Genomic DNA, 14,588 nt, shown 5'->3' with positions numbered 1-14,588 from the left:
TCGCGCGACCGGCTGTCACGATGGGGTCATGACGCAGGCCGATCTCGACATCCGCCCGGTCGTTCTCGAGGAGGCCGGCGAGCTGCTGACGCTGCGCCGCGCCGCCTTCGTGACCGAGGCCCAGCAGTACGGCGACCCGCACATCCCGCCGCTGACCCAGACGCTCGACGAGCTCGTCGACGACCTCCAGGCGGACGGCGTCATCACGCTCGGCGGCTGGCACGGCCACCGCATGGTGGGTTCCATCCGCGTCCTGGTCGAGGGCGGCAAGGCCACGCTCGGCCGGTTCGCCGTCGCGCCGGACCTGCAGGGCCAGGGGTTCGGTACCCAGATGCTGCTCGCGATCCTGCCCTACCTGCCCGACGGCATCGAGGAGGTCTGGGTGTTCACCGGACGCGACTCGGTGCAGAACCTCGCGCTGTACGCCAAGCACGGCTACGAGCACCAGCACGACCAGACCGCCGGCGACCTGACGTACGCGTTCCTGCGCAAGACGCTCGGTGACGACCGCTCGGAGTAGGCCGGTCGGCGAGGCCCTCGCCGTCCCGCGCCCGCTCCCGCTCTCGGGCCGGCCGACCGGGGCGGTCGACCTCCCCGCGGCCGTGGCGGCGATCGTGGACCCCGGGACCACCGAGGCGGTGTGGCGCAACGAGCTGGGCGGACTGACGTTCTCGTCCGGCGACCGGTTCGTGAAGTGGGCTCCCGCCGGGTCGGGGCTCGACCTCGAGGCGGAGCGTGCTCGCCTGGAGTGGGCGGCGCGCTGGACGACGGTGCCCGAGCTGCTGGGTCACGGCCGCGACGACGACGGCTCGTGGCTCGTGACGCGCGCGCTCGCGGGCCGCAACGCGGTGGACCCGTACTGGGCGGCACGGCCGGCCCAGGCGGCTCGCCTGATCGGCGCCGCTCTGCGCGACCTGCACGACGCCCTGCCGGTCGAGGGGTGCCCGTTCGACTGGAGCGTGGCGGAGCGTACGGCCCGCGCGGGCATCGACCCGGCCCGGGTGGGCCTCGCCCCGCCCGTGGGTCGCCTCGTGGTGTGCCACGGCGACGCGTGCGCGCCGAACACCCTGCTGTCGGACGACGGCAGCTGGACCGGCCACGTCGACCTCGGTCGCCTGGGCGTCGGGGACCTGTGGGGCGACCTCGCCATCGCCGCGTGGAGCACCGAGTGGAACTACGGGCCCGGCTACGACGCGGACGTCTACGCCGGCTACGGCGTCGAGCCCGACCAGGGCCGTATCGCGTTCTACCGCCGGCTGTGGGACGCGACCTGACGCGTCAGCGACGCGTGAACGTGTAGACCGACGACTGGTACTTCTTGCCGTACGCCCGCCACAGCGCCTTGGCCGACGTGGCGCGCGCGCCCGTGCAGGACTGCGTGTAGCCGCCGTACTGCTTCTTGTGCGTGATGACGATCGCCATGCAGTCCGCCTGGCGCTCGTTGCCGTCGCCGTACTCACCGCTCCTGCGCTTGAATACCTTGGCCGTCGTCTTCTCGGCCGCCGCACGTGCGGTGGGTCCCTTCACCAGGCGGCGGAACTGCACCACGTGGGCGCACTCGTGCAGCGCGACGTGCCGCAGCAAGGGCCTGGACAGCCCGCCCTCGATGTGGATCTGGTGCTGCCACGTGTACGTCCGCGGGCCCGAGCTGCTGGAGGAGGTCCACGTGTACTTCTCCGTGGCCATGCCGACGGTCCGCGAGTTCACCAACGGGGTGCTCACGAAGATCGGCGTCCGGGGGCAGTACGACTTCATGTACGACCGGGCGCGCGCGATGTACGACTTGTACTTCACGCCGTCCGTGGTCCAGGTGGTCCAGCTCTGCTTCGCCCACGTGGACTGCGAGGTCTTGGCGACGAGGAGCCGGAACGCCTTCTTGCCGGGCTTGACCCTGTACGCGACCGAGAACTTCGCGGTGGACGTCGAGACCCTGGCGGTGTCGATCGTCACCCACCGCGAGCCGTCCTTGCGCTGCACGGTGACCTTCTGCCCCCGCGCGGGATACACCTTCCCGCTGAACCGGACGGTGGCGGTGGACAGCGCGTACTGCGGCGTGATCACGCTGACGAACGGCGCGGTCGCGGCGGAGGCGGCCGGTGCGAGCACCAGGCCGACGCAGGCGAGCGCGGCGACGACGAGCGTGGAGACCGCCGTGCGGGCGCGGTGGGTCACCGAGGTCCTCCTCGATCGTCGGCTGATGGCGCCGACAGTAGCGACCATTGCGGCATCCGGACACCCACGCAGGTCAGGTGGCCGGTCCGCCTGCCCTTCGTCCGCGCTCGTCGTGATGTGAGGTGTTCCGGCGTCGCGGTCTTGCTACTGTGTCCGCTGTCGTGACTGGCGCAACGGGTGGGGCACCACCGGGGAGCGACGAGCAGCAGGACCAACGGGTCGGACGCCTGGGCCCCCGGTCACCACCACACCGGTCCCCACCGAGTGCGCGGTGACGGACCCCCGTACCCCGCACGCTGCCGAAGGAGCTTTCGTGAGCGCCGACAACACCCCGATCCTCGACCAGAACATCTCCGTGCTCGACCCGGAGATCGCCGCCGTCCTCGACGCGGAGCTGGCACGCCAGCAGTCCACCCTCGAGATGATCGCGTCCGAGAACTTCGTGCCGCGCGCCGTCCTGCAGGCGCAGGGCTCCGTGCTCACCAACAAGTACGCCGAGGGCTACCCGGGCCGCCGCTACTACGGCGGCTGCGAGCACGTGGACGTCGCCGAGAACATCGCGATCGAGCGCGCCAAGGCGCTGTTCGGCGCCGAGTTCGCCAACGTCCAGCCGCACTCGGGCGCGACCGCCAACGCCGCGGTGCTGCACGCGCTGGCCCGCCCGGGCGACACGATCCTCGGCCTCGCGCTGGACCAGGGCGGCCACCTCACGCACGGCATGAAGATCAACTTCTCCGGCCGGCTCTACAACGTCGTGGCGTACGGCGTGGACCCGACCACCTCGATCATCGACATGGCGGAGGTGCGCCGCCTCGCGATCGAGCACAAGCCGAAGGTGCTCATCGCCGGCTGGTCGGCGTACCCGCGCGAGATCGACTTCGCCGAGTTCCGGGCCATCGCCGACGAGGTGGGTGCCTACCTGTGGGTCGACATGGCCCACTTCGCCGGCCTCGTGGCGGCGGGCATCCACCCCTCGCCCGTGCCGCACGCGCACGTCGTGTCCTCGACCGTGCACAAGACCATCGGCGGACCGCGCTCCGGCTTCATCCTCACCAACGACGCGGACCTGGCCAAGAAGCTCAACACCGCGGTGTTCCCGGGCCAGCAGGGTGGCCCGCTCATGCACGTGATCGCAGCCAAGGCCGTCGCCTTCAAGATCGCCGGCACGCCCGAGTTCCGCGACCGCCAGGAGCGCACCGTGCGTGGTGCGCGGATCGTGGCCGAGCGGCTCACGGCGGCGGACGTCGCGGGCGCCGGCATCACCGTGCGCTCGGGCGGCACCGACGTGCACCTGGTGCTCGTCGACCTGCGCGACGCCGCCCTCGACGGCAAGCAGGCCGAGGACCTGCTGCACGAGGTCGGCATCACGGTGAACCGCAACGCGGTGCCCAACGACCCCCGCCCGCCGATGGTCACCTCGGGCCTGCGCATCGGCACGCCCGCGCTCGCGACTCGCGGGTTCGGCGATGCCGAGTTCACCGAGGTCGCGGACGTCATCGCCACCGCGCTGGTGGGCGGCGAGGCGCTCGACATCCCGGCTCTGCGCGCGCGGGTCGCCAAGCTCGCGGAGGCCTTCCCCCTGTACTCCGGCCTGGAGCAGTACTGAGATGACGGCACAGCTCCTGGACGGCAAGGCGACCGCGGCGGGCATCAAGGCCGAGCTGACCGAGCGGGTGGCGGCGCTGGCGGCCCGCGGCATCCGGCCCGGGCTGGGCACGCTGCTCGTCGGCGACGACCCCGGCTCGCAGTGGTACGTGGCCGGCAAGCACAAGGACTGCGCGGAGGTGGGCATCGCCTCCCTGCGCGAGGACCTTCCCGCCGACGCCACCCAGGAGGAGATCGAGGCCGCGGTGCGTCGCCTCAACGAGGACCCGGCGTGCACGGGCTTCATCGTGCAGCTGCCGCTGCCGGCGGGCATCGACACCAACCGCGTGCTCGAGCTCGTCGACCCCGACAAGGACGCCGACGGCCTGCACCCGACGAACCTCGGGCGGCTGGTGCTGCGGGTCAGCGAGCCCGTCACCAGCCCGCTGCCGTGCACGCCGCGCGGCATCATCGAGCTCGTCGAACGGCACGGGATCGACCTGGCCGGTGCGGACGTCGTGGTCGTCGGACGCGGCGTGACGGTGGGCCGGTCGATCGGGCTGCTGCTCACGCGGCGCGAGGTCAACGCCACCGTCACCCTCACGCACACCGGCACGGCGGACCTCGCGGAGCACACCCGCAACGCGGACGTCATCATCGCGGCGGCGGGCGTCCAGGGCGTCATCACGGCCGACATCGTCAAGCCGGGCGCCGTCGTCGTGGACGTGGGCGTCTCGCGCGTGACCGACCCGGAGACCGGCAAGAGCCGCGTGACGGGCGACGTGCACCCGAGCGTGCTCGACGTCGCGGCGTGGGTGTCACCGAACCCGGGCGGCGTCGGTCCGATGACCCGCGCGATGCTGCTCAGCAATGTGGTGGACTCGGCGGAGCGGGCCGCAGGCATGGCCTGACCGGCACCGGAGAGACGAGGATCGCCCTCGGGACCGACCACGGTCCCGGGGGCGTCCTGCGTCCTCGCCGTCCGCGTCAGGAGGAACCGTCATGGGCATCGTCCGCCCGCACCTGTGGTTCGACGACAACGCACTCGAGGCCGCGCAGTTCTACGTCTCGATCTTCCCGAACTCCTCGATCACCGACGTGCTGCACGCGCCCGCCGACATGCCCGGCGTGACCAAGGGCGACCCGTTCGTCGTGCACTTCGTGCTCGACGGCCAGCCGGTCGAGGCCCTCTCGGCCGGGCCGTCGCTGAAGCTCAACGCCGCGTTCTCGATGGTGGTCGACTGCGACACGCAGGAGGAGGTGGACCGCTACTGGTCGGCCCTGCTGGAGGGCGGCGGCCAGGAGGTCCAGTGCGGCTGGCTCACCGACCGCTTCGGCCTCTCGTGGCAGGTGGTGCCGCGCCAGCTGCTCGAGTGGACCCTGTCGCCCGACGCCGACCCGGAGGGTGCCGCGCGCGCCACCGCCGAGATGCTCACGCAGGTGAAGCTGGACATCGCGGCGCTGGAGGCGGCGTACCGGGGGGAGTCGACATGATCAGGTACTCGCCCGACGTGCCACCCACGCGCCCGCAGCGGTGGGTGGCGAAGCACGCGGTGGGCATCCGCTGGGCGGTCGCCGCGTGGGTCGCGGTGCTCGTCGTCCTGGGTGCGGTGCTCGTGCGGCGGCCGAGCGAGGGCGACGATCCGGTCGTCGGCTGGGTCCTGATCGGGATGGCTCTCGTGGTCGCCGGCCTGTGGATCGTGCTCACTCGCGATCTTCGCCGGCGCGTCGATGACTTCGACAGGACCCACTGACCGACCGGTGCACCGCCCCCGGGCGGCTGGGGCGCCGTGTCACCGGCGTGGGGTTGGATCTGCAGGTGCTCACGATCACCCCCGTCAAGGTGCCCAAGTCGCACTCGCGCCAGAGCACGGACTACGGCGCCGTGCGACTGCTCACGTTTCCCATCGTCGAGCTCGAGCTGGGTGAGACGGAACGTCGCCGGCCCCACTGGTCGATGACGTGGCCGACGGCGGACACCGCGACAGCAGTCTGCAGCTCTAGGTGGTGTCTCCCATTGGCCTTGATAGCCGGCATTCCGAGCCAATTCAGCCGCTCGCCCTTCAGAGCTGCGAATTCGTCCGCGTTCTCCAGCCGCTGCCAGTCGAGGGTGACGACCGAGTCAAAGTCGAACCGTGCAACATATTCGATCAGTTCGATGTTTCCGAGGCCCCGAGTGCCGCACTCGGCTGCTGGCCGAAACCGGTGCTGGCGGTGCAGGCGCCGGAGCGGGTTGACGAGGAAGGGTGGCAGGTTCCCGTCGGCGAAGCACTTTCAGGGTTACGCTGCGCCGATCGCCGCGATCCGCTCGGTAAACGCACGCGCACTGTCGGCGCCCTCAGTCGTGACGCCCGGGTAGATCTCGGCCACCTCCTCCGGCGTGACGTGTCGAAGTCGACCAGATCCAAAGTCGGCTAGCCGCTCAGGCGCTTGGGGTGGAGTACGAGGAGCGAGACTGGATGCTCGAACGGCGCGCGACCGCGTCGCCGCGGAAGTGGGGAAGGGCCCCACCATGTCATCGAACTCTCACTCCCTGGCCTGAGGCGGCAACACCACAGAGTGCTCACCCGCTTAGCAGGTGGGGCGCGCTTCGTGGTGCGTGGCGCCGGGCTGCCTGTCACGACGGGCCGGGCCGGATCGGCTCCTCGACGACTAACGGCCCGAGCCAGTGCATAGACGCGATTCGAGACCCCCCTTCGGGCGACACGATGCCTTTCCCATAGACGGCGTCCCACGGTAACTGGCACAGTTCGCGAACGCCGTCCCGGATGGAGTGTTGATGCACAACCCACCTGGCCTCGTTCCTCTCGATTGGAATGCGCGTAGGAAGTTGGTAGCCGCGTTCGCTGCCACCGTGTTTTTCTTGGTCAGTTCCGCTTCCCCGGCGTTCGCGTTCACGAATGCGGGCTCGAGCGATGGGTGTGATGACAACACCATCACGTGGGGTTTCTCGAATGACTACGAGGACTGGACAGCTAGCGAGAAGACGGCGTTCCCAGCAGCGATGGCATCGTTGGAAGGAGCGCGCGACTTCGACGGCACGCAGCCCCTGGCGCTAACTGAGGTGGCGGACCCGGGCGTCAGCGACGTGAAGGTCAGGCTCGTCGAGTTGGGAGGAAGCACCATCGGCCGCGCGAGTTGCTCGCTCTCGCCCTATCTCCATATCGACATTGGGGACCGGTCTGCCAAGGTGATCTGGCAAACCGGCCGTCACGAGATGATGCACTTGACCGGGGCGTACCACGGCGGTCGCAATGACTCGAAGAACGGAGATAATCCGGCCACGATGTCAAGTTGTGTTTCACGCGCTGACTTCCGCACCGACAGCTTGCTCGATCAGGATGCAAATGCGTACCTGCAGTACCTGCACTCGTCCCCGGGTTTTCGGCAGTTGCACGCCAATTACGGCTTCGAGCAGGGGGTCCGCTACTGGGGTTCCACGTTCGGCACCATCTCGTATCAGAACGCGTACGTCGCTCACGGCGAGGGTGGCGCGCGTTTTGACCCTACGTCAACGGCAGATAACTCGTACATCTACCAAACCATCAGGATCTGGACTGGAACTGCCGGCGATGGACAGTATCGGGCGAGGATGAACGCGCGCGGTCCAAGCGGCGGTCTGGTCACACACGCGCAGGCCGGTCTCTATCGCAGAGCGCTGTTCACGGGATCAGGTGAAGAATGCCAGCCCGAATATCCCTCGGCCTGCAGCATTTAAACGTCGATAATGTCTCGGCGACGGGTTGGCTTCTTGCTGCTGAGACGAGTATGACGACCGTGGGAACGGCCTGGACGGCCCTTGTTACGCCAGCAGTGACCATCCCGGTCGGGAGCCGCCAGGAAGGTCAGGAGCTGCAGGTCCGCGGCTTGGCAACACTGAGGGTGACAATCCGGTTTACTTCGATGACGCGCGAGGAGAGCTGCTGTGAATCGGATCTCGAGGCTTGCGGTGGGGGCAGGGGCGCTCGCCGCCATCGTGCAGGTCGCCGCAGGGTGCGCAACGCTCGCCCCCAGCGAGGCGGCTGGCGCCGGCCAGGGCGCGGTGCTGAGCAAGCAGTACGGGGGATGTGCGACGTCACTTGGCGACATCGAACCTGCGGGAAGCTATCTCGCGGGACTTACGCCGTGGCGTCAGGTGGTCGCGATCAGGGGCACCGAGCGGTCCGACGACCACCCCGGGTCGGCCCTCCTCGAGGTCGCCTACACCGACGCCGACGGCAAAGACCGCACGGCGCTGCTCGGCGAGTCCGCACTCGAGGGAGTCCGTTGGGGGTTGGGCAACAAGGCGGACGTCTGGCTCGGCATCGAGCCGCTCGTTGCGTACGAGTTCGAGAACGTCGGGACCGCCGTTGTCGTCACGGCGGACGACCTCTTCTTCCCAGGCGACTGCGGCGACCAGATGTTCTACCGCCCTGTGCACTCCCTGTTCGGCACGGGCGCGCGCGCCAAGATGCTCGAGGTGGTGCACGGCACCCCGCAGCGAGCGCAGGCGCTGCTCGACCCGGATGTGCCCGAGGGAAGCCCGACGGATCAACCGGTGATCCTGAATCCCGAGACCGCGCCCCAGGAGCTCTTGGAGAGCCTGCGCGTGGCCACACTCCACCTGAGCTCGACGGACGGCGACGCGCTGGACGACACCACGTCAATCTGCACCCACATCGCCGAGGGCTGGAACGACTGCGCCCCCAGCAGCATGCTCCGCGACGGGGTCACCCTCGGGGGGTACGTCGGCGACGTCGGCAGCCTCGAGTTCTGGCTCATGGACGCCAATGCCACGCTCACCTCGCCCCTGGGCTACCTCGGTTCCATCGACGTCGGGAAGACACCACACCCTCAAGCCCGGGTCACTATCGACATGAACGGGCTCGACCCCGAGGCGCTCCCGCAGACCGCCGATGAGGGTGTCGAGAGCCGGGTTCGCATCGAGCCCGACAATTAGCCGCTGACCGCCTCCGGCCCGGGCGGCCGAGCGCGCACCAGTGTCACCGGCGTGGGGTTGGATGTGCAGGTGCTCACGATCGCCACCGTCAACGTCAACGGCATCCGTGCCGCCTTCCGCCGGGGGATGGACACCTGGCTCGAGCAGCGCAAGCCCGACGTGCTGCTGCTGCAGGAGGTGCGAGCGTCCGACGAGATCCTCGCCGACCACCTCGCTGCCGACGGGTGGCACCTGGCACACGAGGCCAGCGAGACCAAGGGCCGCGCGGGCGTCGCGATCGCGTCGCGCCTGCCCATGAGCGCCGTGCGGATCGGGATGCGGACCGGGGTCACGGGCGACACCGGCCGGTGGGTCGAGGCGGACCTGGAGGTCGCGCCGCACGAGGGCGCCCCGGCGCGCCGGGTCACGGTGGTCTCGACCTACATCCACTCCGGCACCGTGGGGCAGCCGTCCATGGACGAGAAGTACGCCTTCCTCGATCACGTGACCGCGCGGCTGGCGGACATCGCCGAGGGTGGCGGCTGCGCCGTCGTCGCGGGCGACCTGAACATCGCGCACCGCGAGGTCGACATCAAGAACTGGAAGGGCAACCTCAAGTCCGCGGGGTTCCTGCCGCGGGAGCGGGCCTACCTGGACCGGTGGTTCGACGACCTGGGCTGGCGGGACATGGGTCGTGAGCTGGGCGGTGACGGCCCCGGCCCGTTCACGTGGTGGTCGTGGCGCGGCGCCGCCTACGACAACGACTCGGGCTGGCGCATCGACTACCAGCTCGCGACGCCGGAGCTCGCCGACGCCGCGGTGAGCGCCACCGTGGACCGTGCGGCGACGTATGCCGAGCGATTCTCGGACCACGCGCCGCTGGTGGTCGAGTACGACCTCTGACGGCAGGCCGGGTCTCAGGCATGGTCGACGGGGGACGTGCCCGGGTCGGGCGCGGACGTGGCGGCCACGGTCGCCTCGTCGGGTGCGGCCGGCCCCACCTCGGTCGGCTCGCCCTCGGTGTCGGCCGGCTCGTGCTCGTCGGGCGTGCCCGGCAGGTCGCGCATGCCCAGGAACGGGCCGAGCAGCACCGGCAGCGTGGCCAGGGCGCCGACGCCGACGGCGATCCACAGCGTGGGCTGCACGCCCAGGTGCGTGCCGAGCCAGCCGCCCAGCAGGCCGCCGATCGGCATGCAGCCCCAGACGATGAACCGCACCGAGGCGTTCATCCTGCCGAGCAGCGCCGGCGGGCACAGCCGCTGCCGGAAGCTCACCTGCGCCACGTTGTAGACGACCACGCAGAACGAGACGGTCACGCCGCCGGTGACCATGAGCGCCGCGGGCGGCAGGCCGGTCAGGCCCGCCAGCGGCGTCATCGCGAGCGCGGGCACGCACGCGACCGCCGCCACGGGGATCACGCGCGCCTCCCCGATCAGCCTCGCCAGGCGGTCGGCGGTGACCGCGCCCAGCAGCCCGCCGATCGCCGAGGCGGACATCACGGCGCCGAACGTCGGCGTGCTCAGGCCGAGCGTGCGCAGCGCGTAGATGACGAACACCGCGTTGGTGATCGCGCTCGCGAAGTTCGACCCGCCCGTGCATGCCACGATGCGGCGCAGCAGCGGCTGGTGGACGACGAAGCTCATGCCCTCGGCGATCTCGGTGCGCAGCGGCCGGCGCGACTCGGGGGATGGGGGCTGCTCCAGATGCTTGATGCGCCACACGGCGACGGCCGAGACCACGTAGGTGACCACGTTCACGCCGATCAGGGCGGGCGCGCTCACCACGCGCAGCAGCGCGCCGCCGACGGCGGGCGCCGCGACCTGCGCGACCGACTGCGTGGCCTGGAGCTTCGAGTTCCCCTCGACGATGTGCTCCAGCCCCACCAGGCCCGGGACGTAGCTCTGGTGGGCCACGTCGAAGAAGACCGACGCGCCGCTGATCACCAGGCCGGCGACGATCAGCAGCGGCATGCTCGCGTGATCGGTGAGCGCCGCGAGCACCACCACGGCGAGCACCGTGGCCCGGACCAGGTCGGACACGATCAGCACGCGCCGCTTGAGCATGCGGTCCACCCACGCGCCGGCGGGAAGCCCGATGACCAGGAACGCGGCCGTCTCCGCGGCGGTGAGGGCGCCCATCTGCCACTCGGTCGCGTCGAGGTGCTCGACCGCGAACACCGGCAGTGCCAGGAACGTCAGCTGCGCTCCGAGCTGGCCCAGGGCGTCGCCCGTCCAGAGCCGACGGAAGTCGGGGTGGTGGATCAGGGAGCGGCGGGCGGTCGTCACCAGGACAGGGTGCGGCGAGCGATTGGGAAAAGTCAATCACTTCGACGTCTCTCATTGAGAAATCTCAATCGGTCGGCGACGATGGGCCCGTGAGCACCACGGAGGACGCCGACGCCGACGCGCGAGCCCTCGCGTCGACCGTGCGCATCCGCATCCTGCGGCTGTGCCTGGACGAGGCCCTGACCAACCGCGAGATCGCGGCACGCCTGGGCCGCAACCCGGCCACGGTGCTGCACCACGTGCGCACGCTCGTGGACCGCGGGTTCCTGGCGGCCCAGCCGGCGCGACGCGGCGCACGCGGGTCGCGTGAGGTGCCCTACCTGGCCACCCGGCGCTCGTGGCACGCGCCGGGCGGAGCGGGGCAGTCGCGGGTGCTGATCGACGCGTTCCTGCAGGAGGTCGCCCTGCTGCCCGACCCGGACGCGATGCGTACCATCCGGCTGGGCCTGCGGCTGGACGCCGAGGCGCACGCGGAGCTCGAGCGCCGGCTCAGCGACCTGCTCGAGGAGTACGCCGCCCGCGAGCCCGACCCGGACGGCGAGCCCTACTCGATCTTCCTGGCGCTGCACGAGGACGTGTCGCGCTCGCGCCGCAGCGCCCCGGTCAGCGACCGGCCGGCGTGAGCCCCAGCGCCATGCCGGCCAGGCCACGCTTGCGGGCGGTGAGGGAGCGGGCCACGCCCAGCAGGGCCTGCGCCGCGGGGGACTCGGGGGCGGAGAGCACCACGGGGGTGCCGCCGTCGCCCGCCTCCCGCAGGCGCACGTCCAGCGGGACCTGACCCAGCACGGGGACGTCGGTCCCCGTCAGCGTCGTGAGGCTCGCGGCGACGCGCTCGCCGCCGCCCTCGCCGAACAGGTGCAGGCGCGAGCCGTCCGGCTGCTCGAGCCAGGACATGTTCTCCACGACGCCCACCACGTGCTGCCGGGTCTGGACGGCCACGGAGCCGGCGCGCTCGGCGACCTCGGCGGCCGCGAGCTGGGGAGTGGTGACGACGACGATCTGCGACCCCGGCAGCAGCTGCGCCACGGAGATCGCGATGTCGCCCGTGCCGGGCGGCAGGTCGAGGAGCAGCACGTCCAGGTCGCCCCAGAACACGTCCGCGAGGAACTGCTGCAGCGCGCGGTGCAGCATCGGCCCCCGCCAGACGACGGGCTGGCCCTGCGGCACGAACATGCCGATCGAGACGACCTTCACGCCGTGCTCGACCGGCGGCAGGAGCATGTCGTCGACCCGCGTGGGCTGCCGCGTCACCCCGAGCATGCGGGGGATCGAGAAGCCGTAGATGTCGGCGTCGACCACGCCGACGCGCAGCCCGTCGGCGGCCATGGCGACCGCGAGGTTGGCGGTCACCGACGACTTGCCCACGCCCCCCTTTCCCGAGGCGATCGCGAAGACCTTGGTCAGCGAGCCCGGTTGCGCGAAGGGGATCACGGGCTCGGCGTCCGTGCCGCGCAGCATGGTGCGCAGCGCCGCCCGCTGGTCGGCGCTCATCACGCCCATCACCACGCGCGCGTCCTCGATGCCCTCCACGCCGACCGCCGCCGCCGTGACGTCGCGGGTCAGCGTCTCCTTCAAGGGGCAGCCCGGGGTGGTCAGGTCGATGCCCACGGTCGCGACGCCGCCCTCGACGTCGACGGAGCGCACCATGCCGAGCTCGGTGATGGGTCGTCGGATCTCCGGGTCGAGGACCGTGTCCAGGGCGGCGCGGACTGCGGCGACGAGTGCGTCGGCAACGGGCTGGGGCATGGCGCCCATCGTAGGTCGCTCGGCGGGCCTTCCCTGGGCCGTCCGGCTCAGGACGGGCTCACGACCGGCTCAGGACGAGCGCTCCGCCTCGTCGTCGGCCTCGTCGCGCTCCGAGAGGATGTCCTCGAGCAGGTTGCGCAACTCCGAGCGCACGAAGTCTCGGGTGGCGACCTCCGACAGGGCGATGCGCAGCGCAGCCATCTCGCGGGCGAGGAACTCGGTGTCGGCGAGGTTCCGCTCCGAGCGCTGCCGGTCCTGCTCGATCTGGACGCGGTCACGGTCGGTCTGCCGGTTCTGCGAGAGCAGGATCAGGGGAGCGGCGTACGAGGCCTGCAGCGAGAGCATCAGGGTCAGCGCCGTGAAGCCGTTGGACGGCTTGTCGAACACCAGGTGGTCCGGCATGAGGGAGTTCCACGCGATCCACGCCGCGCAGAACACCGTCAGCCAGATGATGAACGTCGGCGTGCCCAGGAACCGAGCGATGGACTCGGACAGGCGGCCCGCGGCGTCCGCCTCGCGCGGACGCGGGATCAGGGTGCGGCGGGTGGTGCGCGGCTGGTCCAGGCGGTCAGCCACGGTCCACCTCCGGCAGCGCCGGCAGGGCGCCGTCCGCCTCGTCCCCGTCGTCGTCCGCCTCGCGCCAGTCCTCGGGCAGCAGGTGGTCGAGCACGTCGTCGACCGAGACCGCGCCCAGGAGACGCCGCTCGGGGTCCACGACGGGCAGGGCGAGCAGGTTGTAGGTGGCGAGCCGCCGTGTGACGTTCATGAGCGGCGCGTCCACGAGGATCGGCTCGATGTCGGTGTCGACGTAGGAGCCGATCGAGTCGTGCGGGGGCTCGCGCAGCATCCGCTGCAGGTGGACCACGCCGATGAAGCGGCCGGTCGGCGTCTCGAGCGGCGGCCGCGCGACGAAGACCATCGAGGCGAGCGCGGGCGTCAGGTCCTGCCGCCGCACGTGCGCGAGCGCCGCGGCGATCGACGTCTCCGGGCCCAGGATGACCGGCTCGGTGGTCATCAGGCCGCCCGCGGTGTTGTCCTCGTACGCGAGCAGCCGGCGCACGTCCTTGGCCTCGTCGGGCTCCATGAGCTCGAGCAGCTCGGCGGCCTGCTCGTCGGGCAGCTCACCCAGGAGGTCGGCCGCGTCGTCGGGCTCCATGGCCTCGAGCACGTCGGCGGCCCGCCCCAGGGCAAGACCCTGCAGGATCGCGACCTGGTCGTCCTCCGGCAGCTCCTCGAGCACGTCGGCGAGGCGGTCGTTGTCCAGCGCGCTGGCGACCTCGAGCCGCCGGGTGCTGCCCAGGTCGTGCAGCACGTCGGCGAGGTCGGCGGGCTTGAGGTCCTCGTACTGCGCGAGGAGCAGCTCCGCGCCCTGTGCCGCCGAGGCGCGCGACAGGCCGGTGACCTCGCCGACGTCGACGAGCGTGGTCTCCCCACGGCGGCGCAGGAGGCTGCGGTGCCCCGGGGTGTGCCGGCGGACGAACAGCTTGGTGACGAGCCAGTCGCCGGTGCGCTGGAGCTCGATCGCGACGTCCTCGACCGTGGCGGTGCCGGAGCCGTCGACGAACTCGACTGCGCGGTCCAGCAGCTCGCCGACCGCCATCGTCTCGAACGCGCGCTGCTCGAACCGGCGCATGTTCACCAGGCCCGTCGAGATGACCTGGCCGGCGTCCACGGACGTGACCCTGGTCAGGGGCAGGAACACGCGGCGCTTGCCCGGGACCTCGACCACGAGGCCGACGGCTCGGGGCGCGCCCTTGGGCCGGATCAGCACGACGACGTCGCGCACCCGCCCGACCTGGTCACCCAAGGGGTCGAAGACGGTCGTCCCGGCGAGGCGCGCGACGAACACCCTGGTCCCGACGCTGCTCACAGGGGTCAGAGTA

General features: G+C 71.0%; 15 protein-coding genes and 1 riboswitch. Of the genes, 10 read left to right on the top strand and 5 right to left on the bottom strand.

Translation table 11 applies throughout. The features are described 5' to 3' along the window. Window positions 1–28 precede the first annotated feature (28 nt). Both QRT05_RS11255 and QRT05_RS11250 read left to right on the top strand, forming a co-directional pair. Window positions 29–520 (top strand): GNAT family N-acetyltransferase, encoded by a 492-nt coding sequence (locus tag QRT05_RS11255; RefSeq protein ID WP_289447320.1) that lies wholly within the window; start codon window positions 29–31, stop codon window positions 518–520. After that, window positions 501–1,274 (top strand): aminoglycoside 3'-phosphotransferase, encoded by a 774-nt coding sequence (locus QRT05_RS11250; RefSeq protein ID WP_289447319.1) that lies wholly within the window; start codon window positions 501–503, stop codon window positions 1,272–1,274. The genes QRT05_RS11255 and QRT05_RS11250 overlap by 20 nt, the downstream gene beginning before the upstream one ends. Before the next feature lie 4 nt (window positions 1,275–1,278). Here the strand turns inward: QRT05_RS11250 and QRT05_RS11245 are convergent, their stop codons facing one another. Further along, complete coding sequence (locus QRT05_RS11245) at window positions 1,279–2,172, bottom strand: hypothetical protein (protein ID WP_289447318.1); 894 nt, start codon at window positions 2,170–2,172, stop codon at window positions 1,279–1,281. A 151-nt stretch (window positions 2,173–2,323) separates the two neighbouring features. Then, window positions 2,324–2,412, top strand: a riboswitch (ZMP/ZTP riboswitch). Window positions 2,413–2,485: 73 nt separating this feature from the next. Between QRT05_RS11245 and glyA the strand changes: the two genes are divergently transcribed. The 7 genes from glyA to QRT05_RS11210 all read left to right on the top strand — a co-directional run bounded on the left by glyA (window position 2,486) and on the right by QRT05_RS11210 (window position 9,577). Then, entirely contained in the window at window positions 2,486–3,778 is a 1,293-nt protein-coding gene (gene glyA, locus QRT05_RS11240) for a serine hydroxymethyltransferase (RefSeq protein WP_289447317.1), read from the top strand. A 1-nt stretch (window position 3,779) separates the two neighbouring features. Then, window positions 3,780–4,667, top strand: a complete 888-nt coding sequence (locus QRT05_RS11235; protein WP_289447316.1) for a bifunctional methylenetetrahydrofolate dehydrogenase/methenyltetrahydrofolate cyclohydrolase — start codon at window positions 3,780–3,782, stop codon at window positions 4,665–4,667. A 91-nt stretch (window positions 4,668–4,758) separates the two neighbouring features. After that, window positions 4,759–5,250 carry a VOC family protein gene (locus QRT05_RS11230; RefSeq protein ID WP_289447315.1) on the top strand — a complete coding sequence of 164 codons (492 nt, stop codon included), beginning with the start codon at window positions 4,759–4,761 and terminating at the stop codon, window positions 5,248–5,250. Continuing rightward, window positions 5,247–5,510 (top strand): hypothetical protein, encoded by a 264-nt coding sequence (locus QRT05_RS11225; RefSeq protein ID WP_289447314.1) that lies wholly within the window; start codon window positions 5,247–5,249, stop codon window positions 5,508–5,510. Before QRT05_RS11230 ends, QRT05_RS11225 begins: the two co-directional genes overlap by 4 nt. A gap of 1,100 nt (window positions 5,511–6,610) precedes the next feature. Beyond that, window positions 6,611–7,474, top strand: a complete 864-nt coding sequence (locus tag QRT05_RS11220; RefSeq protein ID WP_289447313.1) for a hypothetical protein — start codon at window positions 6,611–6,613, stop codon at window positions 7,472–7,474. A gap of 207 nt (window positions 7,475–7,681) precedes the next feature. After that, window positions 7,682–8,695 (top strand): hypothetical protein, encoded by a 1,014-nt coding sequence (locus QRT05_RS11215; protein WP_289447312.1) that lies wholly within the window; start codon window positions 7,682–7,684, stop codon window positions 8,693–8,695. Window positions 8,696–8,746: 51 nt separating this feature from the next. Further along, window positions 8,747–9,577, top strand: coding sequence for an exodeoxyribonuclease III (locus QRT05_RS11210; protein WP_289447311.1), 831 nt, complete (start codon window positions 8,747–8,749; stop codon window positions 9,575–9,577). Between the two features lie 14 nt (window positions 9,578–9,591). Here QRT05_RS11210 and QRT05_RS11205 read toward each other — a convergent pair whose 3' ends face one another. Beyond that, window positions 9,592–10,959 (bottom strand): MFS transporter, encoded by a 1,368-nt coding sequence (locus QRT05_RS11205; protein WP_289447310.1) that lies wholly within the window; start codon window positions 10,957–10,959, stop codon window positions 9,592–9,594. A gap of 89 nt (window positions 10,960–11,048) precedes the next feature. On the opposite strand from QRT05_RS11205, the gene QRT05_RS11200 reads away from it, so the two are divergent. Next, on the top strand, window positions 11,049–11,582 hold the full coding sequence (locus QRT05_RS11200; RefSeq protein WP_289447309.1) for a winged helix-turn-helix domain-containing protein: 534 nt from the start codon (window positions 11,049–11,051) through the stop codon (window positions 11,580–11,582). On the opposite strand, the gene QRT05_RS11195 is transcribed toward QRT05_RS11200, so the two are convergent. The 3 genes from QRT05_RS11195 to QRT05_RS11185 form a co-directional block, all read right to left on the bottom strand. Next, window positions 11,563–12,705 carry an Mrp/NBP35 family ATP-binding protein gene (locus QRT05_RS11195; RefSeq protein WP_289447308.1) on the bottom strand — a complete coding sequence of 381 codons (1,143 nt, stop codon included), beginning with the start codon at window positions 12,703–12,705 and terminating at the stop codon, window positions 11,563–11,565. The two genes, QRT05_RS11200 and QRT05_RS11195, sit on opposite strands and share 20 nt — an antisense overlap. Window positions 12,706–12,774: 69 nt before the next feature. Continuing rightward, entirely contained in the window at window positions 12,775–13,281 is a 507-nt protein-coding gene (locus QRT05_RS11190) for a DUF1003 domain-containing protein (protein ID WP_289447307.1), read from the bottom strand. After that, on the bottom strand, window positions 13,274–14,575 hold the full coding sequence (locus tag QRT05_RS11185) for a magnesium transporter MgtE N-terminal domain-containing protein (protein WP_289447306.1): 1,302 nt from the start codon (window positions 14,573–14,575) through the stop codon (window positions 13,274–13,276). The genes QRT05_RS11190 and QRT05_RS11185 overlap by 8 nt, the downstream gene beginning before the upstream one ends. Window positions 14,576–14,588 lie beyond the last annotated feature (13 nt).

It is taken from the genome of Cellulomonas edaphi (assembly GCF_030362815.1).
Taxonomy (GTDB): domain Bacteria; phylum Actinomycetota; class Actinomycetes; order Actinomycetales; family Cellulomonadaceae; genus Cellulomonas; species Cellulomonas edaphi.
Note: the sequence above shows the minus strand (reverse complement) of the source record. Positions and strands in the feature narration are given on the sequence as shown.

Coding starts and splice junctions, on each gene's coding strand:
- QRT05_RS11255 (WP_289447320.1), top strand. CDS start 29: ATGACGCAGGCCGATCTCGACATCCGCCCGGTCGTTCTCGAGGAGGCC.
- QRT05_RS11235 (WP_289447316.1), top strand. CDS start 3,780: ATGACGGCACAGCTCCTGGACGGCAAGGCGACCGCGGCGGGCATCAAG.
- QRT05_RS11230 (WP_289447315.1), top strand. CDS start 4,759: ATGGGCATCGTCCGCCCGCACCTGTGGTTCGACGACAACGCACTCGAG.
- QRT05_RS11225 (WP_289447314.1), top strand. CDS start 5,247: ATGATCAGGTACTCGCCCGACGTGCCACCCACGCGCCCGCAGCGGTGG.
- QRT05_RS11195 (WP_289447308.1), bottom strand. CDS start 12,705: ATGCCCCAGCCCGTTGCCGACGCACTCGTCGCCGCAGTCCGCGCCGCC.